The 23,595-nt window shown below is 69.5% G+C and carries 26 protein-coding genes; 14 read left to right on the plus strand and 12 right to left on the minus strand.

Translation table 11 applies throughout. The annotated features are described in order from the left end of the window. Window positions 1-46: 46 nt before the first annotated feature. The 3 genes from OXS49_RS21955 to OXS49_RS21965 all read right to left on the minus strand — a co-directional run bounded on the left by OXS49_RS21955 (window position 47) and on the right by OXS49_RS21965 (window position 2,600). Window positions 47-1,810 carry a DEAD/DEAH box helicase gene (locus tag OXS49_RS21955; RefSeq protein ID WP_244004896.1) on the minus strand — a complete coding sequence of 588 codons (1,764 nt, stop codon included), beginning with the start codon at window positions 1,808-1,810 and terminating at the stop codon, window positions 47-49. A 152-nt stretch (window positions 1,811-1,962) separates the two neighbouring features. Further along, the gene (locus OXS49_RS21960; protein WP_267426691.1) at window positions 1,963-2,346 is read right to left on the minus strand and encodes a type II toxin-antitoxin system VapC family toxin; all 384 of its coding nucleotides are present in this window, start codon (window positions 2,344-2,346) and stop codon (window positions 1,963-1,965) included. Next, window positions 2,343-2,600, minus strand: coding sequence for a type II toxin-antitoxin system prevent-host-death family antitoxin (locus OXS49_RS21965; protein ID WP_267426692.1), 258 nt, complete (start codon window positions 2,598-2,600; stop codon window positions 2,343-2,345). Before OXS49_RS21965 ends, OXS49_RS21960 begins: the two co-directional genes overlap by 4 nt. Window positions 2,601-2,707: 107 nt before the next feature. Between OXS49_RS21965 and OXS49_RS21970 the strand changes: the two genes are divergently transcribed. After that, on the plus strand, window positions 2,708-3,802 hold the full coding sequence (locus tag OXS49_RS21970) for a calcium:proton antiporter (protein WP_267426693.1): 1,095 nt from the start codon (window positions 2,708-2,710) through the stop codon (window positions 3,800-3,802). A 9-nt stretch (window positions 3,803-3,811) separates the two neighbouring features. Here the strand turns inward: OXS49_RS21970 and OXS49_RS21975 are convergent, their stop codons facing one another. Together OXS49_RS21975 and OXS49_RS21980 are read right to left on the minus strand one after the other, a co-directional pair. Beyond that, complete coding sequence (locus tag OXS49_RS21975) at window positions 3,812-4,549, minus strand: FAD-binding oxidoreductase (protein WP_244004889.1); 738 nt, start codon at window positions 4,547-4,549, stop codon at window positions 3,812-3,814. After that, window positions 4,524-5,129 carry a sulfite oxidase-like oxidoreductase gene (locus OXS49_RS21980; RefSeq protein ID WP_267426725.1) on the minus strand — a complete coding sequence of 202 codons (606 nt, stop codon included), beginning with the start codon at window positions 5,127-5,129 and terminating at the stop codon, window positions 4,524-4,526. Before OXS49_RS21980 ends, OXS49_RS21975 begins: the two co-directional genes overlap by 26 nt. Before the next feature lie 167 nt (window positions 5,130-5,296). On the opposite strand from OXS49_RS21980, the gene OXS49_RS21985 reads away from it, so the two are divergent. Further along, complete coding sequence (locus OXS49_RS21985; protein ID WP_010682882.1) at window positions 5,297-5,599, plus strand: hypothetical protein; 303 nt, start codon at window positions 5,297-5,299, stop codon at window positions 5,597-5,599. On the opposite strand, the gene OXS49_RS21990 is transcribed toward OXS49_RS21985, so the two are convergent. The 3 genes from OXS49_RS21990 to OXS49_RS22000 all read right to left on the minus strand — a co-directional run bounded on the left by OXS49_RS21990 (window position 5,569) and on the right by OXS49_RS22000 (window position 8,175). Beyond that, window positions 5,569-6,531, minus strand: a complete 963-nt coding sequence (locus OXS49_RS21990) for a DMT family transporter (RefSeq protein ID WP_267426696.1) — start codon at window positions 6,529-6,531, stop codon at window positions 5,569-5,571. The genes OXS49_RS21985 and OXS49_RS21990 overlap by 31 nt on opposite strands. After that, window positions 6,528-6,803, minus strand: coding sequence for a translation initiation factor IF-1 (infA, locus tag OXS49_RS21995; RefSeq protein WP_091781030.1), 276 nt, complete (start codon window positions 6,801-6,803; stop codon window positions 6,528-6,530). The genes OXS49_RS21990 and infA overlap by 4 nt, the downstream gene beginning before the upstream one ends. A 211-nt stretch (window positions 6,804-7,014) precedes the next feature. Then, entirely contained in the window at window positions 7,015-8,175 is a 1,161-nt protein-coding gene (locus tag OXS49_RS22000) for a branched-chain amino acid ABC transporter substrate-binding protein (RefSeq protein ID WP_267426699.1), read from the minus strand. 120 nt (window positions 8,176-8,295) lie between these two features. On the opposite strand from OXS49_RS22000, the gene OXS49_RS22005 reads away from it, so the two are divergent. From OXS49_RS22005 to OXS49_RS22015, 3 genes are read left to right on the plus strand one after another with little or no spacing between them, the layout of a single operon-like run. Continuing rightward, window positions 8,296-8,421: a hypothetical protein gene (locus tag OXS49_RS22005; protein WP_267426700.1), complete on the plus strand. Its 126-nt coding sequence runs from the start codon at window positions 8,296-8,298 to the stop codon at window positions 8,419-8,421. A 5-nt stretch (window positions 8,422-8,426) separates the two neighbouring features. Continuing rightward, a complete protein-coding gene (locus OXS49_RS22010) occupies window positions 8,427-9,632 on the plus strand; it encodes an amino acid aminotransferase (RefSeq protein ID WP_244004881.1) in 1,206 nt (401 codons plus the stop codon). Between the two features lie 4 nt (window positions 9,633-9,636). Further along, window positions 9,637-10,668 carry a hydroxyacid dehydrogenase gene (locus tag OXS49_RS22015; protein WP_267426701.1) on the plus strand — a complete coding sequence of 344 codons (1,032 nt, stop codon included), beginning with the start codon at window positions 9,637-9,639 and terminating at the stop codon, window positions 10,666-10,668. 296 nt (window positions 10,669-10,964) lie between these two features. Here the strand turns inward: OXS49_RS22015 and OXS49_RS22020 are convergent, their stop codons facing one another. The 3 genes from OXS49_RS22020 to OXS49_RS22030 all read right to left on the minus strand — a co-directional run bounded on the left by OXS49_RS22020 (window position 10,965) and on the right by OXS49_RS22030 (window position 13,560). Beyond that, on the minus strand, window positions 10,965-11,759 hold the full coding sequence (locus OXS49_RS22020) for a TIM barrel protein (protein WP_267426702.1): 795 nt from the start codon (window positions 11,757-11,759) through the stop codon (window positions 10,965-10,967). 3 nt (window positions 11,760-11,762) lie between these two features. After that, entirely contained in the window at window positions 11,763-12,434 is a 672-nt protein-coding gene (locus tag OXS49_RS22025; RefSeq protein WP_267426703.1) for an aspartate/glutamate racemase family protein, read from the minus strand. A 76-nt stretch (window positions 12,435-12,510) separates the two neighbouring features. Next, window positions 12,511-13,560: a LacI family DNA-binding transcriptional regulator gene (locus tag OXS49_RS22030; RefSeq protein ID WP_267426704.1), complete on the minus strand. Its 1,050-nt coding sequence runs from the start codon at window positions 13,558-13,560 to the stop codon at window positions 12,511-12,513. A 118-nt stretch (window positions 13,561-13,678) separates the two neighbouring features. Between OXS49_RS22030 and OXS49_RS22035 the strand changes: the two genes are divergently transcribed. The 7 genes from OXS49_RS22035 (at window position 13,679) to OXS49_RS22065 (ending at window position 22,411) form a co-directional block, all read left to right on the plus strand. After that, complete coding sequence (locus OXS49_RS22035) at window positions 13,679-14,986, plus strand: alpha-hydroxy acid oxidase (protein ID WP_267426705.1); 1,308 nt, start codon at window positions 13,679-13,681, stop codon at window positions 14,984-14,986. Window positions 14,987-14,999: 13 nt separating this feature from the next. Continuing rightward, window positions 15,000-16,058, plus strand: a complete 1,059-nt coding sequence (locus OXS49_RS22040; protein ID WP_267426706.1) for a lactonase family protein — start codon at window positions 15,000-15,002, stop codon at window positions 16,056-16,058. 171 nt (window positions 16,059-16,229) lie between these two features. Continuing rightward, on the plus strand, window positions 16,230-17,525 hold the full coding sequence (locus tag OXS49_RS22045; protein ID WP_267426708.1) for an MFS transporter: 1,296 nt from the start codon (window positions 16,230-16,232) through the stop codon (window positions 17,523-17,525). A 13-nt stretch (window positions 17,526-17,538) separates the two neighbouring features. After that, window positions 17,539-18,372 carry an NAD(P)-dependent oxidoreductase gene (locus OXS49_RS22050; RefSeq protein WP_267426709.1) on the plus strand — a complete coding sequence of 278 codons (834 nt, stop codon included), beginning with the start codon at window positions 17,539-17,541 and terminating at the stop codon, window positions 18,370-18,372. Window positions 18,373-18,485: 113 nt separating this feature from the next. After that, complete coding sequence (locus OXS49_RS22055) at window positions 18,486-19,187, plus strand: substrate-binding domain-containing protein (RefSeq protein WP_267426710.1); 702 nt, start codon at window positions 18,486-18,488, stop codon at window positions 19,185-19,187. A gap of 128 nt (window positions 19,188-19,315) precedes the next feature. Continuing rightward, complete coding sequence (locus OXS49_RS22060; RefSeq protein ID WP_243918010.1) at window positions 19,316-20,947, plus strand: AarF/UbiB family protein; 1,632 nt, start codon at window positions 19,316-19,318, stop codon at window positions 20,945-20,947. Window positions 20,948-21,217: 270 nt separating this feature from the next. Next, entirely contained in the window at window positions 21,218-22,411 is a 1,194-nt protein-coding gene (locus OXS49_RS22065; RefSeq protein ID WP_267426711.1) for a PAS domain-containing sensor histidine kinase, read from the plus strand. Here OXS49_RS22065 and OXS49_RS22070 read toward each other — a convergent pair. After that, on the minus strand, window positions 22,348-22,749 hold the full coding sequence (locus OXS49_RS22070; RefSeq protein WP_267426712.1) for an Hpt domain-containing protein: 402 nt from the start codon (window positions 22,747-22,749) through the stop codon (window positions 22,348-22,350). The two genes, OXS49_RS22065 and OXS49_RS22070, sit on opposite strands and share 64 nt — an antisense overlap. Window positions 22,750-23,076: 327 nt before the next feature. Here OXS49_RS22070 and OXS49_RS22075 point away from each other — a divergent pair, with 327 nt between their 5' ends. Continuing rightward, window positions 23,077-23,346, plus strand: a complete 270-nt coding sequence (locus OXS49_RS22075) for a BrnT family toxin (protein ID WP_267426726.1) — start codon at window positions 23,077-23,079, stop codon at window positions 23,344-23,346. Then, window positions 23,333-23,563, plus strand: coding sequence for a BrnA antitoxin family protein (locus OXS49_RS22080; protein WP_267426713.1), 231 nt, complete (start codon window positions 23,333-23,335; stop codon window positions 23,561-23,563). The genes OXS49_RS22075 and OXS49_RS22080 overlap by 14 nt, the downstream gene beginning before the upstream one ends. Window positions 23,564-23,595: the final 32 nt, after the last annotated feature.

A 23,595-nucleotide genomic window follows, 5' to 3' on the forward strand; every position in this document is an offset into this window, starting at 1 on the left:
GCGAGACGTGTAAATCCGCAAGCCAGCGCCGGCGGACGCTTCGGCCTCAGCCGCGGCCCGTATGGCGGCCCGGCTTGTGCTCGGGACGCGGGCCGGACTGCTCGGCCTTGCGCTGATGCTTGCCGGCGCGGGGGCTCGCGTAGCCCTTCGGGCCACCGGGACCAGCCGAACGGCCCTGACGCTCAGTCGGTGCGGCATCCCCCGCGATCGCCTCGATCTGGATCTCCGGCGAGCCGTTGCGGGCGAAGGCTTCAGCGAAGCGTGCCGCCGCGTTGCCGCGCACCTCGAACTTGGTCTCGCGATCGAAGATCCGGATCGCCCCGATCTCCTGGCGGTCGATGCCGCCCCGGCGTGTCAGCATCGGCAGCAGGCGGCGCGGATCGGCATTGTCGCGGCGGCCGAGGTTGAGCCGGAACCAGACCGCAGGCCCCATGGAGGCGATCCGCTCGGGATCCATCGGGTCGTAGGGCGGACGCTCGCCCCGGGGGGCCCGGCCCTCACCGGGGTCGCTGACCTCCTCGGGGGCCGGCAGGCGGGTGCGGTAGACGCGGGCCAGCAACGCCGCCAATTCCTCCGGGCTCTTGCCGGCGAGCAGCGTCTCGGCCAGCGCGATATCCTCTTCGGCGGGGGGCTCGGCGAAGAGCGGGTCTTCGAGCATGCGCTCGCCGTCGAGACGCCGGATCTCGTCGGCCGAGGGCGGCCCCGACCATTCGGGGCTCACCTTGGCCATGGCGAACATCTGCTCGGCCCGGCGCCGCCGGGAATTCGGGATCAACAGCACCGAGGTGCCCTTGCGTCCGGCGCGGCCGGTGCGGCCGCTGCGGTGCTGCAGCACTTCGGCATCGTGCGGCAGGTCCGCGTGGATCACGAGACTGAGCGACGGCAGGTCGATGCCGCGAGCGGCGACGTCGGTGGCGACGCAGACCCGGGCGCGACCGTCGCGCAGGGCCTGGAGCGCCGCGTTGCGCTCGCCCTGGCCGAGTTCGCCCGAGAGCGCCACCACCGAGAAGCCGCGCTCGGTCAGGTTCGCCTGGAGATGGCGGACGGCGTTGCGGGTGTTGCAGAACACGATCGCAGTCGCGGCATCCGCCTCGCGCAGGAGGTTGAGCACCACGTGCTCGGTCTCCCGCGGCATGATCCGTACCGCCCGATAGGCGATGTCGGCGTGACCCCGGGTCTCGCTCTTGATCGCGAGCCGCAGGGCGCCGCGCTGGTAACGCTCGGCCAGCGTTTCGATCGCCTTCGGCAGGGTCGCGGAGAACAGGTAGGTCGCCCGCTCCGGCGGGGTCGCCGAGAGGATGAACTCGATATCCTCCCGGAAGCCGAGATCGAGCATCTCGTCGGCCTCGTCGAGGACCACGGCGCGCAAAGCGGTCGGATCGAGATTGCGCCGCTCCAAGTGATCACGCAGACGCCCCGGCGTGCCGACCACGATGTGGGTGCCGTCGGCGAGCATACGGCTCTCCCGCCGGGGATCCATGCCGCCCACGCAAGCGGTGATCCGGCCACCGGCCGGGCCGTAGAGCCACAAGAGTTCGCGCTGCACTTGGAGCGCGAGCTCCCGGGTCGGCGCGATCACGAGGGCGAGCGGGGCCGCCGCGGGCGGGAGGGCCTCGGCGTCGCCCATGAGCATGCCGGCCATGGCGAGGCCGTACGCCACCGTCTTGCCGGAGCCGGTCTGAGCCGAGACGAGGAGGTCGCGTGCACCGGCTGCCGCCTCCAGCACCGCGGCCTGGACCGGGGTGGGATCGGCGTAGCCGCGTTCGGATAGGGCCCGCGCGAGGGGGGCGGGCAAGGTCGGGAAAGGCAAGTTTTAGAAACTCTCAACGGCCGCGCCGCACTCGGCTGCGCGCCATCGCGCGGCGAAGAGTTCTGGCACCGGACTTTATTCGGGTCGCCTTACGGTAACGCCAACCGGGCCCGCTGACCACTCCCGCCGCAGCATGGGGCGGTTGCACCGGCTCAATCCAGGGTGCGAAGGTCGGTTTGTCTGAAATCCCGGCCGACAAAGAGCAGTGGGCAATCCTGTTCCTTCGCGAGGTGATACGCGAAGCAATCGCCGAAGTTGAGGCCGGCCGGATGAGACCCTTTCCCCCAGCGCCGATAGAGTCCGGCAATGCGGCGCGCCGCAGCGGCGGTCACCGGCACGATCTCGATGGCGAGCGCTTCGATGAGGGTGTTCATCTCGTCGTCGATGCTCCGACGGGCAGAGACGATCAGGGCCTCGGCCAACGTGGCCGCCGACATCAGAAGCCGCTCTTCGCGCTGAATGATGGCGCTACACCGCTCCGCCTCCGGCTCTCTCAGGAGAATCGCCATCAGCGCCGATGTATCGATGACGATCATCCCGGCAGGCCGTCGTCCCCGTAAAGGTAATCCTGGCTTCGGGCTGCGTCGGGCGCCGGTGCGAGCTTGGCGGCAGCCGCGGCTTGCAGGGCCGCGATGATTGCGCCGCGTGCGGCGAGATCGGGCTTAGGCACCACGGTGGTCAGGCGAACCACGGGCTGGCCGTGCCGGGTCAGAATCACGTCGTCGCCGGCCTCCGCGCGCCGGACCAGTTCGGTGAGCTGTGCCTTGGCGTCGGTCACGGATACCCGCATCGCATCCTCCCGGATCGCCTCTGGTCGCGTCACGCAAATGGACTAAGACATGGTCCAATCGTGGAGGTGGCAGGGCCAATGCGGCCGGTCAGGAGAACGGCACGGACATGATCGGACTCCTGCGGGTGGCGGTGGCCTGGATGACGGTTCTCGCCTTCGCGTGGTTCGGCAAGGGCTGGCTCGCCGACCTGTCGCAGCCGCTCGTCGCCGGGGCGCTGTTCGCGTGGCTGCTGGGGGCGATCGTCTGGGCGGCCTTCGGCGTCGTGTACGAGGCGGAGGCGATTGCCCACCGGCTGGGCGAGCCGCTCGGCACCCTGGTGCTGACGCTCGCCATCGTGATCATCGAGGTCGCGCTGATTTCGGCCGTGATGCTCTCGGCCAAGGACGCGCCGACGCTCGGCCGCGACACGATGTTCGCCGTGTTGATGATCGTGCTGAACGGCGTGGTCGGGCTCGGGCTGCTGGTCGGCGGCCTGCGCCATCACCAGCAGCGCTACAACCTGCAGGGGGCATCCGCCTTCATGGCGGTGATCATTCCGCTCACCACCATCGCACTCGTCATCCCGAACTTCACCAGCTCGACCAGCGACGGCACGCTGACGACCCTCCAGGCCGTGGCCTTCTCGGTGTTCACCCTGGCGCTCTACGGGGTGTTCCTGGTGATTCAGACCGGCCGGCACAGCGAGTTCTTCATCGACGCGGAGGCCCGGGACGCGGAGCCACCGGCCGGTGCCGCCTCCGAGTCGGGCGGCAGCATCGCCAAGCCGATCGGCCTGCTTCTCGCCAACGTCGTGCCGATCGTGATCCTGGCCAAGAGCCTCGCGGTGATTCTCGATCACGGCATCGCCGCGCTGGGCGCTCCCTCGGCGCTCGGCGGCGTGCTGATCGCCGCCATCGTTTTCACCCCGGAGGGAATCTCGGCGCTGAAGGCGGTGGCCCGCAATGAATTGCAGCGGGCGATCAACCTGTGCCTGGGCGCGGCGACCTCGACGGTCGGCCTGACCGTGCCGGCGGTCCTGGCCATCGGGCTGCTCACCGGCCAGACGGTGGTGCTCGGCCTCAAGCCCACCGAGATGACCTTGCTCGCCGTGACGCTGATCCTCAGCGCCCAGACGTTTTCCGGCACGCGCACCACGGTGCTGGAGGGCGCGGTGCACCTCGTGCTGTTCTTCGTCTACCTCGTGCTGATCTTCAGTCCGTGATCGGCGGACTCACGCCCCGAACCGCTCGGTGCGGATGATTCCCGGCGCCACGCCGGCCGCCACGATCAGGTCGGAGGCCGCCGCCACGAAGCGGTTCGAGCCGCAGAGGAACACCTTTCCGGGCGGCCCAGTCCGGCGCAGCGCGTCTGCGACGAGGGCGGCATCGATCCGCTTGCCCCCCGGCTCGCGCGTCGTCGCGAGGTGAAGCGAGAAGCTCGCGTCCTCCGCCGCCAGCCGCTCCAGCTCAGTGAGCGCGATCGCCTCGGCCCGGGTCCGGACCGAGTAGATCAAAGCCGCTGGGATCTCCCGCCAGCCCTGGGCCCGCCGCCGCAGCATCGCCAACAAGGGGACCACGCCGGAGCCGCCGCCGCCCAGGAGCACTGGGCCACCATCGGGTCCATCCCAGGAGAACGAGCCGCCGATCGGCCCACGCAGCTCAACCTGATCGCCCACCGCGGCGATTCCGGTGAACCAACCCGAGACCTCGCCGTCCGGCAGGCCTTCGATCAACAGTTCCAGGGTGCCACTGCCATCCGGCGCCGAGGCGATCGAGTAGCTGCGCTGCGCCTGATACCCGTCCTCGGCGGTGAGCCGGACATCGACATGCTGGCCGGCGCGATAGGTTTCCGCCAGCGGACAGCGCAGCCGGACGCTCGTCACGTGGGGCGTGACCGGCGCGATCGCCGTGATCGCGGCCCGGTGCCAGCGGAAGACGATCGCCTCAGTCACCGGTGTAGCGCTGCTCACGCCAAGGATCCCCGTACATGTGATAGCCGCGCAGCTCCCAGAAGCCGGCGGTGTCGGTCTTGGTGAAGTGCAGGCCCTTCACCCATTTGGCACTCTTCCAGAAATAGAGATGCGGCACGAACAGCCGCGCCGGGCCGCCGTGGTCCGGGTGGATCGGCTGGCCGGCGTAGCGCGTCGCCACCAGGGCCTGCCCACCGACCAGATCAGCCACCGGCACGTTGGTCGTGTAGTCGTCATAGGATTCCGCCAGCAGGAACGGCGTCGGCGCCGCGATCCCGGCATCGGCCAGCAGGTCGTCGAAGCTCACGCCCTCCCAGGCGGTGTCGAACTTCGACCATTTGGTGACGCAGTGGATGTCTCCGTTCCACGTAGTCCGGGGCAGCGCCTCGAACGCCTCCCAGCTCCACGTTTTGATCGGGCGGGAGCCCTCGCGCAGCGTGAACTGCCACGTGGCACGATCGACCGTCGGGTTCGGGCCGATCTGCAGGATCGGAAAATCATCGGTCAGATACTGCCCCGGCGGCAGGCGCGCGCCGGTCTCGGGCGGCTGCCTGCGCCCGACGAAACCCCGTGTCACCATGCCGGCCTCCGCTGCGCGCCCGATCGAGCCGGTGTGGTGCGGCGGAACACCCCACGTCAAGCCGCTCAATCCGGTCATGTGCGGCCGAACAAACGCCCCAAAGCTCAGGCGTGTTAGCAGGACTGTGCCGATGTTCGGCACGAATCGCCTGCTTCCAGGGGGATGTCATGAAGTACCTACTCGCGACGAGCCTCGTCGTCGGGAGCCTCGCCACGTTGGCGCCGGCCGCTCAGGCCCGCGACGGCATCGGGGCCGGCGGCGCGGCTGCGCTCGGCGTGCTCGGCGGCCTCGCGGTCGGCGGCGCCATCGCGTCGTCCAACAACGGCTATTACCCGGGCCGCCCGGTCTACCGCGCCCCGCCGCCGGTCTACGTCGAAGAGGATTACGGCCCGGTCTGCCATTTCGAGCGCCGCCGGACGGTCGATCCCTACGGCGACGTCTACATCCGCCGCGTCCGCGTCTGCGAGTAAGTCGCCCCCGGCGCGGGCTCGACGGCCCGCCCCGGCTTCAGCCGCTCGGCGCACGCAATGCCGCCGAGCACCAGCGCCAGCGCGATCCCTTCCGTCGCTCCGAACGGCTCGCCGACCAGCAGGACGGCGAGGATCGCGCCGAAGATCGGCACGAGGTTGACGAACAGGCCGGCCCGGTTCGGGCCGATCAACTCAACCCCGCGCATGAAGAAGAGCTGCGCCAGGAGCGAGGGCCCGAGGCCGACGAAGGCCACCATGGCCCAGCCCTCCGGGCCCGGCCAGACGGCGTGCCCGCTCGCCCATTCGACCGCCAGCGGCGGCAGCGAGGTCAGCAGGGCTGCGACCGCCATGGCGGCGAAGAAGGCCAGCCCCGGGACCTTCGGCCGGGTCGGCAAGAAGATCGTGTAGCCCGCGTAGAGCAGGCAGGCGCCGAAGACGAGCACGTCGCCGCGGTTGAAGGCGAGGTGCGTGAGCACGGCCAGGTCGCCATGGGTCGCGGCCAAGCCTGCGCCGATCAGGGTGAGAACCACACCTGCCATCTGCCCGGCCGTGACCGGGATCCGGTAGGCCACGCGGTTCAGGAGGATCACCAGCACCGGGATCGCCCCCTGGAACAGGGCGAGGTTGATCGCCCCGGTATAGGCGCCGGCGGCGTAGAACAGGCAGTTGAAGGCCGTATAGCCGAGGCCGCCCATCAGCAGGATGCGCAGCCAGTGCGGACGAAGCAGCGGCCATGCCGCGGCGAGCTTGCGTCCGGCGAAGGGCACCAGCACCGCACAGGCCACGGCCCAGCGCAGCGTCGTGATGACCTGGGGCGAGATATGCCCGGGTGCCCAGCGGCTGGTGACGGCGTTGCCGGCCCAGAGCAGCGCCGTGAGTGTGAGCAGGCCGTAAGCGCGTGCGGCCGCGTGGGCCGCCCGCTCCGAACTCAACGGCGGCGGAACTGGCCGCCGCGCACCTGCGGCCGCGGGCCGGAGGAACGCTCGTCCTTGTGGCGGAACACGAGGCGGCCCTTCTCGAGATCGTAGGGCGACATCTCGACGGTGACCCGGTCCCCCGCCAGCGTCTTGATGCGGTTCTTCTTCATCTTGCCGGCCGTGTAGGCCACGATCTCATGGCCCTGGTCGAGCTGCACGCGGTAACGCGCATCCGGCAGGATCTCGATGACGAGACCATCGAACTGCATCAATTCTTCTTTTGCCATGCACCTTCTCCAGTCGGACCGTCCGGCAGCAGGCGTTCCGGCAATACGTCTCGGTTTATGATCGAGCTCGGGAAACGCCGCAGGGCGCGGATCCGATCCGACGGACCGCCCGCGCCAGCTCAGCGGCACGCCCGCATGTAGTCGCCGCGGGAACCGGCCGCAAGTCGCGGCAGCGACTCAGAGTTCCGTCATCGACACAATGCGCCGGCTTTCAGGGCTCGGCGGGTTCGTGCCCGGCATAATCGAGGCGGCCGTCCGGCGTCCGCCGCCACACCCGCAGCACGATGGGACCGCCGGTGCGGTCGCCGATCCGATCGCCCCTTGCGTCGAAGCCGACCGCCCCGAGCACGGTGCGGGCCGTCTGACCGTTGCGCAACGCCTCGGCAACCTTGCGACCGTCGGCGATCTTACCCGTCTTCGGATCGGCCGCGCGGGCGCGCTCGACCGCCTGGGCGAGTAATTCCACCGCCGCGTAGGCGCCGGCCGCGACGCTCTCCGCCTCGGGGCTGCGCGGGGCCACCCGGCCGCCCCGGGGATCGGGCAGGCGTGGCGGATCGGGGGCGAGCGTCATGACGGTGCCCTCGCCCGCCGGGCCGGCCGCCGTTGCGAAGCCGGGATCGAGGATGCCGTCGCTCGCCACCAGGGTGGCGCCGAGCCCGGCCTGCCGCATCGCATGCAGCAGGGTCGCGGCCTCGGGGGAGAGACCGCCGAAATAGACCGCCTCGATCCGCGCCGCCTTCATCCGGGCGATGAGATCCGAGAGGTCGCGCGTGCCGCGGGGAAAGCTGTCGAACAGCACCTCCGGCGCACCGGCCTCCTTCAGCTGCGCCGCCACCGCGTCGGCGAGGCCGCGGCCGAAGGTCGAGCGGTCGTTGAGGATGCCGACCCGGCGGCCGGCTAAGGTTTTGGCGAGGTAAGCCCCGGCGGCCCGGCCCTGCTGCGCGTCGCTGGGCCCCAGCCGGAATGTGTTCCAGAGGCCGCGGCCGGTGAGCGGCGAATAGCTCGCGCCCGTCGTGACCAGCACGGCGCCGGCCTCCTCGTAGACGGGCGAGGCGGCGGCGACCGCGCCGGATTCGAACGGCCCGACCACGAGACGCACCCCGTCGGCCGTGAATTTCCGGGCTACGGCGATGGCCTGCTTGGCATCCCCGCCATTGTCGGCAGGCAGCAAGACCAACCGAGGGCGCCCGCCGGTCGCCCGGTTGAGATCGGCCACCGCTTGCTCGGCCCCCTGCCGGAGGCCCTGGCCGAAGGCGGCGTCCGGGCCCGAGAGCGGGGCCGAGAGGCCGATCCGCACCGGCGCCTGCGCGGCGGCCGGCGTCGCGGCCGTGGCGAGGAGGCCGGCGAGGGCCAAAGCGAGGTGTCGGATCATGGCGGCACTCTACGGCCCGGCACTGGGTTTCCGAAAGAGGCGCTTCCTTTCGCTTCCTTTCCCTGCCCGGCCGAGGCCGTCCGGCCGGCAACGGGCTATGCACCCTGTGGGCGTGTCAGCATGCAGATACGCGCGGAAGCGCTGGCGGGCGAGCGCGATGTGCGGAATAAGGGCGTCGCCCCGGCCCGACGCCGGGCCTGCTGGCGCGCCGACGCGTCGCCGACCAAGACCCTCTGGGACGATTGACGATCATGACCTCGCTGTTCGCCGGCATCCAGGACGCGCCGCTCGACCCGATCATGCGCCTGTTCGAGGCGTTCAACGCCGATCCGAGCCCGAAGAAGCTCAACCTCGTGGTCGGCGTCTACACGGATGCGGACGGCAAGGTGCCGCGCCTGCGTGCCGTGCAGACGGCCGAGAAGCGCTGGATCGAGAAGGGCCTGCCGAAGACCTACCGGCCGATCGAGGGCACCAAGCCGTTCCGCGACGCGGTCCAGGAGCTGTTGTTCGGCAAGGGCGCGCCGATCCTATCGCAGAACCGCACCGCGACACTCCAGAGCATCGGCGGCACCGGCGCGCTGAAGACCGGCGCGGACGTGCTGGCCAAGCTTTATCCGAACGCCCAGGTGGCGGTGAGCAACCCGAGCTGGGAGAACCACAAGGCGCTGTTCACCCAGGCCGGGTTCACCGTGGTCGACTACCCCTACTTCTCGGCCGAGACCGGCGGGGCCGACTACCCAGCCATGAAGGCCTATCTCCAGGATATGGCAAAGGGCTCGATCGTGGTGCTGCACGCCTGCTGCCACAACCCGACCGGCGCCGATCTCAGCCTCGATGAATGGCGCGACCTCGTGCCCCTGATGGCCGAGCGCGGGCTGATCCCGTTCCTCGACATCGCCTACCAGGGTTTCGGCAACGGCCTCGACGCCGATGCCGAGCCGGTGCGCCTGTTCGCCGAGTCGGGCCAGGAATTCCTTGTGGCCTCCTCGTTCTCGAAGTCGTTCTCGCTCTACGGCGAGCGCGTCGGCGCGCTCACCATCGTGGCCGAGAACCCGGCCGCGAAGGCGAAGGTCGAGGGCTTTGCCAAGCGGCTGGTGCGGGCGAGCTACTCGAACCCCCACACCCACGGCGCCGCCATCGTCGAGATCGTGCTCACCGATCCGGAGCTGCGCGCCGACTGGGAGCGGGAACTCGCCGAGATGCGCGAGCGGATCCGCGCGATGCGCGAGCGGATGGCCGACAGCCTGCAGCAGCGCCACCCCGAGCGCGGCTTCGACGCCATCAAGACGCAGAAGGGCATGTTCTCCTACACGGGCCTGAGCCCCGCCGAGGCCACCCGCCTGCGCGAGGAGCACGAGGTCTACGCGCTGGAGACCGGCCGGATCTGCGTGGCCGCGGTGAACACCCACAACATCGACCACGTCATCGACGCGATCGACGCGGTGGTGAAGGGCTGACCCTGTGGCAGCCCTCAAGCGCGTCTGCCGGTTCAACGTCTGGATCAACCCGGTCTTCGACGAGCGGCTGAGGGCCGAGCCTGACATCGACCTGCAGGTCGGCGATCTGCAGGGACCGGAGGACGCGCTGCTGGGGCTTTTGCGCGAGGCGCACGTCTTCCACGTTTCGCCCGCGCGGGACGAGCTGCCGCGCCGCTGGCATGTCACCGACGCCCTGCTGGCGGAATGCCCGAATCTGCTGGCCGTCTCCTCGGGCGGCGCGGGCTTCGACACGGTCGACGCAGACGCGTGCACCCGGGCCGGCGTCGCGGTGGTCAATCAGGCCGGCGGCAACGCCCGGTCGGTGGCGGAGCTGGCGATCGGCCTGATGCTCGCCGTCTCGCGGAAGATCTGCGTCTCCGACCGGCTGCTCCGGACCGCGCGGGGCTTCTCGCGGGAATCGCTGATGGGCCACGAGATCGGCGGCGCGACGCTGGGTCTCGTCGGAATCGGGCATACCGGCCGCGCGGTGGCCAAGCTCGCCCGCGGCTTCGACATGCGGGTCCTGGCCTACGATCCGCTGCTGGCAGATGACGAGATCCGGGACCGCGGGGCGGAACCGGTGGAGCGGGCGCGGTTGCTGGCCGAATCCGACATTGTTTCCCTCCACTGCCCGCTCGACGACACGACCCGCGGCAGTTTCGACGCCAAGACCTTCGCGGCGATGAAGCCGGGGGCGCTGTTCATCACCACCGCCCGGGGCGGCATCCACGACGAAGCCGCGCTCGCGCAAGCGCTGACCTCCGGACATCTGGCCGGTGCGGGGCTCGACGTCTGGGCGCCGGAGCCGCCGCCGCTGGGCTCGGCGCTGCTTCAGCGCGACACGGTGGTGGCGACCTACCACACGGCCGGCGTCACCCACGAGGCACGCAGCAACGTCGCTGCCTGGGGCGCGGAGCAGATCATCGGTTTGCTGAGGGGCGAGTTCCCACCTCGATTGGTCAACCCGGAGGTCTGGCCGGCGGTGCTGAAGCAGCGGGCGCGGCTACTGGGCTGAGCTACAGGCGGCGACCGTCATAAGGCGCTGAGCCATCCGTCCACCTCGCCCTTAGGTGCCCGCGTCAGCGGGCCTCGAAGCAGGGCTCCAGGGATCGTAGTGCTATCTGGAGGGCTCCTTCGAGGCCTCCGTTGTGCTCCGGCGCCCTCGGGATGAGGGTGGGATTTGGAGTTCCTAAATCTGGCGTCCCGCTAGTGCATCGATCCAGACGGAGGCGTCAGCCGAGTCTGGAAAAATTGATGCAAAACCAAAGAACTAGTGCTCACTCGCATGAACAAAGTGAATGCGTCAGAGCACTAGAGCGCAGTCCGCATCCACCCGAGCCCCGCCTCGGTCCCCGCCTGCGGATGATACTCGCAGCCGACGAAGCCGGCATACCCCACCTCATCCAGCGCCGCGAAAATCGGGTCGAACGCGATCGTGCCGGTCCCGGGCTCGTGCCGGCCGGGATCGTCGGCGATCTGGACGTGGGCGATGAGCGGCGCATGCGCGCGGATCAAAGCCGCCGGGTCGTGGCCCAGGCAGACGCAGTGATAAGCGTCGAACAGCAGCTTGACGTTGTCACGGCCGATGGTTCGGATCGCATCCACCGCCACCAGCGGATCGTCGATCACGTAGTTGCCGATCGAACCCGGGCCGATCGGCTCGACGATCACCGTCATGCCGCGTGCCTTGGCGGCATCAGCCGCGAAGGCGAGGTTTTCGAGATATGTGCCCCAGAGCTTCGCGTGCTCGACCCCCGGGGGCCGGACGCCCGCCATCGGGTGGACCATGCGGCAGCCGAGCTGCTCGACGTAGTCCAGCGTCGGCGCGATCGTGGAGCGGTAATACGCCACCTTGTCGGGCAAAGCGGCAAAACCTTTCTCGCCCTTGGAGGCGTCGCCCGCCGGGAAGCCGGTCTGGACCAGCGGGACGCCGGCCCGCTCCAACCAGCCTGCCACCTCCCTGGCCGGCGTCGCGAACAGGTTCGGGTGCTCGACCGCCCGGAAACCGGCTTTCGCGGCCGCTGCGAAGCGCTCAGAGAGCGGCAGCTCCGTGAACAGGAAGCCGCAATGGCCGCTGAGGCGGTCCTGGAAGGCACCGAGCTTCATGGGTCAGGCGCTCCGGCCGGTCTCGAGCGTGGCACGCATCCGGTCCACCGCGGCGTGGGGCGCGGTCAGGACAGGGACGGACACGGCCTTCCGCACCGCGTCGGCGGCCCGGGAGGTGGAGAAATGCGCCAGCATAATCGCATCGCAATCGGCCAGTTCCGGTGCACGCTCTGCAATCAGGCGATTGTGCGTCTCGGTATCGCCCGCCCGCAGGCGCGCCATGGCGTCGTCCACCAGGATCGTCCGCAGGGTGGCCGGACGCCCTGACTGGCCCACGAACTCCTCGAACTCGTCGGTCATCGTGCCGATGGATGGGCCAAAGGTCGCCAGCATGCCGATGCGCTGCCCTTTCGCGATCGCAGCGCGGAACATCGCCTCGTTGGGCTTGAGCACCGGAACCGGCACCGTCTCGATCAGCCGGTCGATCGCCGGCCCGAAGGCCGAGCAGGTGATCAGGATGCCGTCCGCGCCCATGTCGTGGCCGTAGCGGCCGAACCGCATGAAGCGCTCGATCATGCCCTCCGAGATGGCGCCGGGCTCCTTCGCTCGGTCCGCCGACAGGCCGTCATCGAGGAGGTTCACGGTCTCGGCCTCGGGCCATTTTTCGGCGAACGCGGCCTGGATCGGCGCCATGGCGACCGGCGTCGCGTGCAGGAGGACGATGCGGGGCGCCATCAGATCTTCCGGGTTAAGCGCGGGGGGCGGCTCACGCGTTGTAAGCGATTTCAAATCGGTGGCACAATAGCGCACATTACCCGTCGCCGCGCCGGGGCGGCGCCGTGCTGGCGCGTAGGATCAGCTCTGCGTCGATCTCGGTGAGCCGCACCACCGGACGCCCCTGGATCCGGGCGATCAGATGGTCGCCGGCGGCATGGCCGATCTCGGCGGAGTGGATGCGGATCGTCGTCAGCGGCGGATCGAGAAATGGCGAAAAATCGGAATCGTTGTGGCCGATCACCGACAGGTCGCCCGGCACCGAGAGCCCGCGGGCGCGGGCCTCGATCATCGCCCCGAAGGCGATCTGGTCGGTGCCGCAGATGATGGCGCTTGGCGGCGAACCGCCCGCCAGCATCTGGCGGAAGCCATCCCGACCGCCGCCGATCCCGTAGGAGATCTCGATGTCGTGCTCGGGCGCCAGCCGCAGGCCGCGGGCGGCGAGTGCCTGGGCGATGCCGGTCACGCGGGCGCCGCCGCGGTCGTTGTCCTTGCGCAGGCCGGAGATCACTCCGATCCGGCGATGGCCGAGATCCATCAGGTAGTTGGCTGCCCGCGCCGCAGAGGCGGCGTTGTCGAACCCCACGCAGGGATGCTCCCGCGACAGGCTGAAGGTCTGCACCATCGGGATGCCCGAGCGGGTGATCCGCGCGTGGAGATCCGGGTGGTGGATGTCGCCCACCAGCATCAGCCCGTCGATGCCCCGCTCCAGCAGGAAGGTCGCCTCGCGCAGCTCGTCGTCCAGGTCGTAGCCGGCATTGGCGGCGATGAGGGTGTAGTCCGCCTGCCGCAGCCGGTCCTGCACGCTCGATAAGACGCGTACGAACGCCTCGTTCTCGATGTTGGGCACGACCGCGCCCACCGCCATGAACCGGCGCGTCGAGAGCGCCTTTGCGGCGCCGTTGGCAACGAAGCCGAGATCCTGCGCGGCGCGCATCACGGCCTCGCGCTTGTCGGCCCGGACCCCGGCGGAACCGTTCAACACCCGGGAGACCGTCGCGGTGGAGACGCCGGCGCGGCGGGCCACGTCCCGCGCCACCGGGCTGCGCCCCAGCGGTTTGAGGATGTCGTCCGGCAGATCCAGCACCGATTTCTTCTCCCCCCTGCTTCGGCTTGTCCAGCACTATATTGACACTCTCGCGCCCGGCTGGCTATCTGAAAGCGCTTTCAAAACCGCGCCTCGCGGCGGCCCTGAGGGAGGACCCATGGCGACGCTCGACCACCCGGCCTCCAGACACGGAGCGCCCGAACGCGAGGCGCCGACCGTGGGCGGGGCCGACGCCGCCGCGCCGGGCATCGCCGGGCCGCAGGCGCTCGTCACCAGCCTGAAACGCAGCGACGCGGTCACGCCCTACCGGTTCCGCGACCTGCTGGCGCTCGACGATTTCGAGCGGCACGCCAAGCGGCTCCTGCCGCCGATGATCTTCCAGTACGTCTCCGGCGGGGTCGAGACCGGATCGGCGCTGGCGCAGAGCCGCGGCGCCTATGCCGACTATGCTCTCGTCCCCCGGCTGATGCGGGACACGTCGGCGCGGGACACCGCCACCACGCTGTTCGGCCAGACCTACGCGGCGCCGTTCGGGATCGGCCCGCTCGGCGGCGCCGCCTTCATCGCCTACCGGGGCGACCTCGCGCTTGCCGAGGGCGCGCGGCGGATGAACCTGCCGATGTGTCTCAGCGCCTCCTCGCTGATCAAGCTGGAGGACGTCTTCGCCCAGAACCCGCAGGCATGGTTCCAGGGCTACCTGCCGGGCGACCAGAACCGGATCGACCGCCTCCTCGATCGGGTCGCCGCCACCGGCTACCGGACCTTCGTGGTCACCGCCGACACGCCGACGCTCGGCAACCGCGAGCACAACACCCGCAGCGGCTTCTCCATGCCGATCAAGGTCACGCCCAAGGTCGCGTGGCAGAGCGCGACCCACCCGCGCTGGCTCCTGGGCACCGTCGCACGCACCTTCCTGAAACACGGCGCGCCGCATTTCGAGAACACGGAGGCCGAGCGCGGGCCACCGATGATGTCCCAGGGCGCAGTGCGCAACACCATCGCGCGCGACCAGCTCTCGTGGAAGAATTTGGAGGCGATCCGCAAGCGCTGGACCGGCAATCTCTTGGTGAAGGGCCTGCTTGCGCCCGAGGATGTCGAGATCGCCCGGGAATGCGGCGCCGATGGCGTGATCCTCTCCACCCATGGCGGCCGCCAGCTCGACTACGCCGTCGCGCCGCTGGACGTGCTGCCGGAGATCGCGGCCCGGAAGGGCGGGCTGAAGATCATCGTCGACAGCGGCATCCGCCGGGGCACCGATGTGATGAAGGCCCTGGCACTGGGCGCCGATTTCGTCCTGCTCGGCCGGCCCTTCATGTTCGGCGCGGCGCTCGGCGGGGCGGCGGGTGTCGAGCACGCCATGCGGATCCTCAAGGAGGAGCTCAACCGCGACATGGCGCTGATCGGGATCAACCGCCTGTCCGAACTCAATCCCGATTTCCTGCGCCGCGTCCAACGCCGGACCTGAGCCGGAGTGCCGCATGAGCGATCCAGCCCCCCTCGGACTCGCCTTCGTCGGCTGCTTCACCACCGAGCGGCGCCGGGCACGCGGCCAGGGCATCGATGTCTACCGCACCGGGAACGGGCTGGAGGGCTGGACGCATCTCGGCCGGGTCGAGGGACTCACCAACCCGTCCTTCCTGATCACGGACCCTCGGCGCGCCGCGCTCTACACGGTGCAGGGTGACGGCGCGGTAGCGAGCGCCTTCGCGGCTGCCCCGGACGGCACCCTGGGCGCCCTCGGCAGCGCCGCCACGGGCGGCACCAACAGCGTGCATCAGGCCCTCGACCCGACCGGGCGCTTTCTGATCGTTGCCAACTACGCCAGCGGCTCGGTTGCCCTCCTGCCGATCCGTCCCGATGGCGGGCTTGAGCCAGCGTGCAACGTTCTGCCGCTGCCGGGCGATCCGGGCCCGCACCGAACCGAGCAGGCCTGCGCCCACCCACACCACGTGGTCCTGTCGCCGGACGGGCGGCACGTGCTCGTGCCCGACAAGGGTGTCGACCGCGTCTTCGTCTTGGCGGTCGAGGGCGAGCGGCTGGCAATCGTGTCGGAGACCGCGATGCGGCCGGGCGCCGGGCCGCGCCACATCGCGTTCCATCCGCGAGTCCCCCTCGCCTTTCTGGTCAACGAGCTGGAGTCGAGTATCGCGACCTGCCGCTGGGATGCGGAGGCTGGGACGCTCACGCCGCTGCATCTCACTCCGACCCTTCCGCCGGACGTCTTCAGCGCCAGCACGGCCGCGGCCATCGTGGTCACGCCGGACGGGCGGTCCGTCTACGCGTCGAACCGCGGCCAGGACGGCATCGCGCGCTTCCGCGTGGATGCCGAGGCCGGGCGGCTCGACCCAACCGGCTGGACGCCCGCGGGTGGGCGCGACCCGCGCTTCATGACTCTGGCGCCGGATGGACGACACCTCCTCGTGGCCAACGAGCAGGGCGACCGCCTCGTGGAGTTCGCCATCGATCCCGTCAACGGGGACCTGACCAAGACGGGCACGCGCCCGAGCCTCAGTCCCTGCACGATCGCGTTTTTGTAACAAGCACAAGTACTTATCAGGCGCGCGATGGAGATCTGACCGATCCGCCTCTTCCCTCCCCCACAAAGGGGGGAGGGAGACACGGACTCGCCGGTCTCGATTCTGTAGCCGCTCGATAAGCATCGAACACAATAAAAATAACAGACCATCAATAAGCTCGGAGGAAGACCCATGTTCGCCAAGCGCTACAGGTTCCTGATCGCGTTCCTGCTGTTCATAGCTGGGATCATCAACTACATGGACCGCGCCGCGCTCGGCGTGGCGGCGCCGTTCGTCAAGCAGGATCTCAACCTGTCGCCCTCGGAACTCGGGGTGATCTTCTCGACCTTCTTCTTCGGCTACGCCCTGTTCGCGTTCGTGGGCGGCCAGCTCGCCGACCGGTACGGCCCGCGCAGCGTCTACAGTTGGGCCGCCGCCGCCTGGTCGGTCCTGTGCATGCTGACCGGGGCGGTGACCGGCTTCGCCCAGATGTTCGCGGTCCGCGCCCTGTTCGGCTTCGCCGAGGGGCCGATGAACTCCACCACGAACCGGACCCTCACAACGTGGTTCCCCCGCGAGGAGACCGCCCGGACCATCGGCTTCACCTTCTCGGGCCAGACGGTCGGCAGCGCCATCGCGGCCCCCGTAGTCGGCCTGCTGGCGATCCAGTACGGCTGGCGGGTCGCCTTCGTGGCGATCGGCGCGGTCGGCCTGCTCTGGGTGGTGGCGTGGCGCCTCCTGATGACCGACCGGCCCCAGGACAATCCCCGCGTCGGCGCGGAGGAGATCGCCCTGATCGAGCGCAGCCGGGCGGTCACGCATCTCGCGCCGTCGGACCATGCCCGCTCGCTCAAGGAATACCTGTTCCTGCCCAGCACCCTGTCGCTGGGCCTCGGCATGTTCGCGGTGAACTACACCCTCTACATCTTCCTCTCGTGGCTCCCGAGCTATCTGACCGACGCCCTGCACATGCCGGTGCAGCAGATGGCGTTGGTCGCTTCGATTCCATGGGCCTGCGGCTTCGTCGGCTATGTCGGGGGCGGCATCGTCGCCGACCACCTCTACAAGCGCATGGGCGACAAGCTCGCCGCCCGGAAGATCACCACGATCGTCCCGCTCGCCATCGCGGGTGTCGCGCTGATCGCGGTCAACGCCGCGCCGAATGCCGCGGTGGCGGTCTCGCTGATCGCGCTGGCCGTGCTGATGCTGACGAGTTCCGTGCAATCCTGCTGGGCGACGATCCACGAGTTGGTGCCCGAGGCCCGCGTCGGCGGAGTGAGCGGCTTCATCCACCTCCTGAGCAACATCTCGGGCATCATCGGACCGACCGCCACCGGCCTCGCCGTGCAGTATCTCGGCGGCTACGCCAGCGCCTTCGTGATCGCGGCCCTGGTCGCGGCCGCGGGCGTCGTCGCGATGGTGATCTTCGTGCGGCGGCCCCGCCTGCCTGAGCCGGCAGCCTCCCTCGACGTGGCCAAGGCCGTTTGACCCCGGAGTATCCATGAGTGCCGAGACCCTCCCGCAAAGACCCGTCCTGCTCACCGGTGCGTCGGGCGCCCTCGGGCGCGTGCTGACCCGCGCGCTCGGGGAGGCCGGCTGGACGCTCCGGCTCACCGACCGTGTCCCCTTCCCCGAACCGCTGCCGGAGGGCGCTCGCTTTCAGCTCGCCGACCTCGAGGACGGCCCCGCGATCCTGCGGCTGGCGGAGGGCTGTGGCACGATCCTGCATTTCGGCGGGATCTCGGTGGAGCATCCGTTCGAGACGGTGATCGGCCCCAACATCCGCGGCCTCTACCACGCCTACGAGGCCGCCCGGCGGGAGGGCGCGCGGATGGTGTTCGCGTCCTCGAACCATGCCATCGGGTTCCACGAGCGGTCCGCGGTGCTCGATGACGCGTGCGCCCTGAGACCAGACGGCTATTACGGCCTGTCGAAGGCCTACGGCGAGTTGATGGGCGGCCTGTACCGCGACAAGCACGGGGTCGAGAGCGTCTTCCTGCGGATCGGTTCGTGCTTCCCGGAGCCCACAGACGCGCGGATGCTGGCGACGTGGCTATCCTACGGTGACATGACCCGGCTGGTCATGCGTGCGACCCTGGCGCCGAGCCTCGGCCCTGACGGCACGATCGTGATCTGGGGCGCCTCGAACAACAGCCGCATGACGTGGTGGGGCCGGGATGGGCGCGACACCATCGCGTGGGCCCCGCAGGACAGCGCCGATCCCTACACGCAGGCACTGGAAGCCAAGACCAGCGGCAATCCGGTGGTGGAGCGCTACCAGGGCGGCGGATTCACGGGGCTCGATTATTCCCGGGGGAATTCTGGAAAATCCTGATCCACACTTGCCGCGCTCTCCCCCCCCCTCTGCGGGGGAGGGAAAGAAGCGGACGGGCTTGCGAGCCCGATCGTCGGATCGACCCGCTCTTCAAAAAAAAGATGGATCACGACATGACCGACGATCACACGGCGACCCGGCTCAAATGCGCCCTGGTGGTGCGCGGCGCCTTCGACGCGCATGTCATCCCGGCGTTCGAGGCGGCGGGCGGCCGGGCGGCGATCCACTGGGCGCCGACCGCCGTCATCATGAAGGCGCTGGAAGCGGGCGAGACCGCCGACGCCGTGCTGGTCCTGTCGGACGCCATGGACCGCCTGCTCGCGGACGGCCGGGTCGAGCCGGAAACGCGGGTCGATGCGGTGCGCTCGCGCTACGGCGTCGCCGTGAAGGCCGGGACGCCCCACCCGGATATCTCCACCGTCGAGGCACTGAAGCGCACGCTCACCGCAGCGCGCTCGGTGGCCTATTCGCGCACCGGCGCCAGCGGGATCTATTTCGCCGGCCTGCTGCCGCGGCTCGGGCTCGCGGAAGCGGTGAACGCCAAGGCCACCATCATCCCGCAGGGCTTCACGGCCGAGAAGCTGGTGTCGGGCGAGGCCGACCTCGCGGTCCAGCAGATCAGCGAATTGATGGTGGTGCCGGGGATCGAGGTGGTCGGGCCCTTCCCCGAGCCGGTGCAGGAGGTGACGACCTTCGCGGCCGCGATCCTGCGGGGCGCGACCGACCGGACGGGCGCCGCCCGCTTCCTCGCCGGGCTGACGACGCCGGAGGCCGCCGGGGCCTACCGGGCGAGCGGACTGGAGCCGGCCTTCTGATCGGACGGAGGAGGCAACTCCTTCGACGACCGGCGCGGCGACCTTCCACGCGTCGCGACCGCAAAAAAGACCTTATGCTCGTGCTGTCCGGGCGCTCTTCCATCCCGTCGGACCGGATCGCGCCCTCCATGCTGAAGACCGCCTTCGTTGCCGCCCGCGACCGCCAGCGGCTGTCGGAGATCGCGACGATCCTGATCGGCTTCGGCGTCACCCGCGTCGTGGATCGCCTCGGCCTGCGCTATCTGCCCCTGCTGCCGCGCCGACGGCCCCGGGTCGACGTGACCCGACTGTCGGAGCCGGAGCGGCTGCGCCGTGCGATCGAGGCGCTCGGACCCACCTTCATCAAGTTCGGGCAGGTTCTGGCGAGCCGGCCCGACCTCCTGTCACCGGCCTGGACCGAGGAGCTGCAGAAGCTTCACAGCCAAGTCGTGCCGGTCTCCTGGGAACAGATCGGGCCGCAGCTCGAACAGGATCTCGGCGCACCGCCCCAGGAGGTGTTTGCCGAGTTCGACACGAACCCGATCGCCTCGGCGTCGATCGCCCAGGTCTACCGGGCGCGGCTGCACACGGGCGAGGACGTCATCGTCAAGGTGCTCCGCCCGAACCTGCGCAAGATCATCGAGGCGGATCTGCGCCTGATGGCCCACGGCGCCCGCATCGTGGAGAACGAGTGGCCCGACATGGCCCGCTACCAGCCGCGGGAGCAGATGCGCCACCTCGCCGACGGGTTGAACGGCGAGCTCGACCTCCTCAACGAGGCGCGCAACTGCGAATTGCTGGCGCAGATCTTCGAGGACCGCGACGACATCGTCTTCCCGAAGATCCACTGGGAGCACTGCTCCGAGCGGGTGCTGGTGCAGGACTTCATTCACGGCATCCCGCCGAACGACGACGCGGCGCTCCGCGCGGCCGGCCTCGACAAGAAGCTGCTCGCCCAGAAGGGCACGGACGCCTTCCTGCAGATGGCGCTGATCGAGGGGCACTTCCACGCCGATCCGCACCCCGGCAACATGCTGGCGCTGCCGGGCAACAAGATCGGCTTCATCGATTTCGGCATCATCGGGCGCCTGTCGCAGCGCCGCCGATCGCAGCTGCTGGTGCTGATCGGCGCGATGCTCAAGCAGGATTCCGATGGCCTGATGGCCGTACTGCTCGACTGGACCGGCACCAGCAACCCCGACCTGACCCGTCTCCAGGTCTCGGCCCAGTCTTTCGTGGAGAGCCATTCCTCGATCCCGCTGAATCTCGGGCTCGTGCTGACCGACTTCATGAACATGGCCCGCGAGAACGACCTCGCCATGCCGACCGACCTCGCCATCCTGTTCAAGGGGCTGGTGACCGCCGACGGCGTGATGCGCCACCTCGATCCCGATTTCGACCTGTTCGCGGCGGCTGGCCCCACCGTGAAGGCGAGCATGCAGACGCAGTTCTCGCTCTCCGCCCTCAAGCAGAAGGCCGAGGCGCTCGGTGTCGGCCTGTACGGGGCGGCCTCCGAGCTGCCGACCCTGATCCATCTGATGCTGGTGCGCCTCAAGCAGGGCCGCGTCACGGTCGAGATCGAGGTGAAGGGGCTCGACAAGCTCACCCGCGGCATCGAGCGCGCCGCCGCCCGGGTGGCGGTGGCCCTGGTGGTGGCGGCGTTCGCGACCCAGCTCGCACCGCGGCTCATCGACCTCGGCACGCCGGTCTTCGTCTCGATCGGCCTGATAATCTTCGTCCTCGGGATCGGCTGGCTCGTGCTGCTGATGCGCAAGAAGTAGCCGACTTCGTTACGAAGGCCGATCGCGACATAAGTTTTCGCCCACCCGTGAATACACGTTTCGATTGATTATCCGGGCCGCCATGGTAGCGTGAGGCATCCAACGATTCGCTCGGCTGCGGGCGGGGATCCGGCATCAGAAGCGGCCTGAGCCGGCGGTGCCTCCCACCCGATTTCGTGTCGCCGCGTCTGCGCGTCGGTGGCCTGCTGCGCCGCGCGTGGGCGCGCCGCCGGGTGGACGAGCCGCCGGGTGGACGAGGGGGGGCAAACGATGGAAGCGGTCATCGTGCTGCCGCGGACCAATGGGGCGGAGCGGCGCCTCGACATGCTCGAAGCGGAGAATGCCCGACTGCGCGATCTGCTGGCACAGGCGAGCGCGCAGGCCGACCGGGAGCGGCAGCGCAGCCGCCGCCTCGGCCGCATCATCGAGGCCGCGAGCCGCATCGAGGCCGGCCGGGTCGCCGCCGAGCGGCCGCTGACCGCAGCGCCCGAGGCCCGGGCGCCGCTGGCCGAACCGAGGCCATCGGCCTGCAACGACTACCTGGAGCTGCTCGATCACGACGGATACCTGATCACCGCCGCGGCGGACGGCCCCGCCCTGTCCGGTGTTCAGGACGAGGCGGAGGTGATCGGCCGCCCCTGGATCGACGTGTGGACACGGCCGGAGGATCGTGAGGCGGCGGCCGGTGCCCTCGACCGGGCACGCCTCGGTCGTCCGAGCCGCTTCCAGGCGCGGATCGAGTCCGTCCAAGAGATCCGGTGGTGGGACGTAGCCGTAACGCCGATCGGCGCGACGCCCGGCAGCCCCGAACGAATCCTCACGGTGTCGCGCGACATTAGCGAGTTGAAGCTCGCGGAGGCGCATCAGACGATGCTGATGCAGGAACTCGCGCACCGGATGAAGAACACGATGGCCATGGTCCAGGCGGTTGCGGCGCAGACCATGCGCAACGCGGTCTCGCTGGAAGCCGCCGGTGAGGCGCTGGCGGCGCGCCTGCTGGCGTTGGCGAAGGCCCACGACGTCCTGCTCCAGGGCTCATTCGCCCGAGCCTCCCTGGTCGGCCTGGTCGCGGGGGCGATCTCGCTGCACGACGATGGCTTGACCGATCGGTTCCGGGTCGAGGGTGCCGACCTGACCCTGGGACCGCGCCACGGGCTGACGCTGGCGCTGATGCTGCACGAACTCGGGACCAACGCCGCCAAGTACGGCGCCCTCTCGGTGGCCGGCGGCAAGGTCGGCATCACATGGACGGTGATCGACGCGGAGGGCGGCTCGCGGCTGCGCTTCCGCTGGGAGGAACGGGGCGGCCCGCCCGTGACGCCGCCGACCCGCAGCGGGTTCGGCACCCGCCTCATCGCCCGCAGCCTCGTCCACGGCTTCGGCGGATCGGCGCAGCTGACCTATCCGCCGGAAGGGGCGGTGCTGACGTTCGAGGCACCGCTCGAAGCGGTCATCGCCGGCTGACCGGCGCCGGGCGTGACGGCGGTCAGATCCTGCAGGGCCGGGATCGTCCGATCGCGCAGCATCCGCACGGCAGCCAGGGGCTCCGCCAGGTCGTGTCCCGCGGCGGCATTCTCCTCGACCACGCGGCAGGCCTGCGAGAGCGCGTCGCAACCGAGCATGCCCGACATCGACACGAGCGTGTGGGCCTCGCGTCCGTAGTCGGCCGCGGTGCGGTCCCCCTCCGCGAAGGCGGTGGCGAGGCTGAGGCGGAACCGATCGACGATGCGGCCGAGCTTCTCCGGTCCGATCACCGCGCTGAGCTCGTCGAGCGCCTCTCGATTCACGAGCGCCTGGGACACGGTCCGTCTCCGTCGGAGCCTGCTGGTGGCGGTCCCGAGCGCATGACGATCGGCAACAGCCCTGAAGAACCCGTCCGTACAGCGGAAAGCTCCGCTGCCTCGCAGTCCTGTCCGGCACCTTAAGACATCTTGGCCGGAATCGGAACCGGCACGATGCTCCGGACCTCTGCCCTTGTATTATCGTTCCTTAGCCGGGCACCGGCTTTTGAGAACGATACTCTCGGTGCATGCTGCGATGCGCACGCCTGCACCGGGCCGCGACCGGCTTGACGGAGCCGGTGCCGATGTTGCGCGTCCGATTTTCTGGGTGTCCGAAAAATCGCGGCTATCGCGTTCGGCCCGGCCAAGGACCGTGCCGACGTCATCAAGCACGGCGTATCCCTGGTGGCCGCGGAAGAATTCGGTTGGGATACGGCGTTGGAGCGTGAAGACGATCGCTTCGATGATGGGGAGGTCCAGTTCGTCGCCCTCGGCCTGATCGGGGATCGCACGCACGTGCTGGTCTACACGGAAGGCTCCCAGGCGGATGCGATCCGGGCCATTAGCTTGCATCCGGCGGAGAAGCACGCGGTGAGGTTCTATCATGGCCAGGTTTGATGCCGAACGTCACGCTGATAATCCGCTGCTGGACGCGCCCTTCATGACCTGGATGGTGCCGGCCCGGCGCGGGCGGCCGAAAGCGGAATCGCCGAAGGTGGAGGTCAAAATCCGCCCGGATGCCAAGACTGTGAAATACCTGCGGGGAAATGGCCCCGACTGGCAGACGCGCGTGAATGCCGTGCTCGGTAAGCTGGTGGCGACGGGTCGGATCTAGAGTATTCTCCGCCGGAGCCGATACCGGTTCGG

This window comes from Methylobacterium sp. GC_Met_2 (assembly GCF_026540795.1).
In the GTDB taxonomy this organism is placed as follows: Bacteria; Pseudomonadota; Alphaproteobacteria; order Rhizobiales; family Beijerinckiaceae; genus Methylobacterium.

Excerpts from the sequence above, each read along its gene's own strand:
- OXS49_RS22045 (WP_267426708.1), top strand. The coding sequence starts at position 16,230 with ATGTTCGCCAAGCGCTACAGGTTCCTGATCGCGTTCCTGCTGTTCATA.
- OXS49_RS22050 (WP_267426709.1), top strand. The coding sequence starts at position 17,539 with ATGAGTGCCGAGACCCTCCCGCAAAGACCCGTCCTGCTCACCGGTGCG.
- OXS49_RS22060 (WP_243918010.1), top strand. The coding sequence starts at position 19,316 with ATGCTGAAGACCGCCTTCGTTGCCGCCCGCGACCGCCAGCGGCTGTCG.
- OXS49_RS21960 (WP_267426691.1), bottom strand. The coding sequence starts at position 2,346 with ATGATCGTCATCGATACATCGGCGCTGATGGCGATTCTCCTGAGAGAG.
- infA (WP_091781030.1), bottom strand. The coding sequence starts at position 6,803 with ATGGCAAAAGAAGAATTGATGCAGTTCGATGGTCTCGTCATCGAGATC.
- OXS49_RS22055 (WP_267426710.1), top strand. The coding sequence starts at position 18,486 with ATGACCGACGATCACACGGCGACCCGGCTCAAATGCGCCCTGGTGGTG.
- OXS49_RS22000 (WP_267426699.1), bottom strand. The coding sequence starts at position 8,175 with ATGATCCGACACCTCGCTTTGGCCCTCGCCGGCCTCCTCGCCACGGCC.
- OXS49_RS21965 (WP_267426692.1), bottom strand. The coding sequence starts at position 2,600 with ATGCGGGTATCCGTGACCGACGCCAAGGCACAGCTCACCGAACTGGTC.
- OXS49_RS22065 (WP_267426711.1), top strand. The coding sequence starts at position 21,218 with ATGGAAGCGGTCATCGTGCTGCCGCGGACCAATGGGGCGGAGCGGCGC.
- OXS49_RS22080 (WP_267426713.1), top strand. The coding sequence starts at position 23,333 with ATGGCCAGGTTTGATGCCGAACGTCACGCTGATAATCCGCTGCTGGAC.
- OXS49_RS22040 (WP_267426706.1), top strand. The coding sequence starts at position 15,000 with ATGAGCGATCCAGCCCCCCTCGGACTCGCCTTCGTCGGCTGCTTCACC.
- OXS49_RS22025 (WP_267426703.1), bottom strand. The coding sequence starts at position 12,434 with ATGGCGCCCCGCATCGTCCTCCTGCACGCGACGCCGGTCGCCATGGCG.
- OXS49_RS22020 (WP_267426702.1), bottom strand. The coding sequence starts at position 11,759 with ATGAAGCTCGGTGCCTTCCAGGACCGCCTCAGCGGCCATTGCGGCTTC.
- OXS49_RS22005 (WP_267426700.1), top strand. The coding sequence starts at position 8,296 with ATGCAGATACGCGCGGAAGCGCTGGCGGGCGAGCGCGATGTGCGGAAT.
- OXS49_RS22035 (WP_267426705.1), top strand. The coding sequence starts at position 13,679 with ATGGCGACGCTCGACCACCCGGCCTCCAGACACGGAGCGCCCGAACGC.
- OXS49_RS22010 (WP_244004881.1), top strand. The coding sequence starts at position 8,427 with ATGACCTCGCTGTTCGCCGGCATCCAGGACGCGCCGCTCGACCCGATC.
- OXS49_RS21985 (WP_010682882.1), top strand. The coding sequence starts at position 5,297 with ATGAAGTACCTACTCGCGACGAGCCTCGTCGTCGGGAGCCTCGCCACG.
- OXS49_RS21970 (WP_267426693.1), top strand. The coding sequence starts at position 2,708 with ATGATCGGACTCCTGCGGGTGGCGGTGGCCTGGATGACGGTTCTCGCC.
- OXS49_RS21980 (WP_267426725.1), bottom strand. The coding sequence starts at position 5,129 with ATGGTGACACGGGGTTTCGTCGGGCGCAGGCAGCCGCCCGAGACCGGC.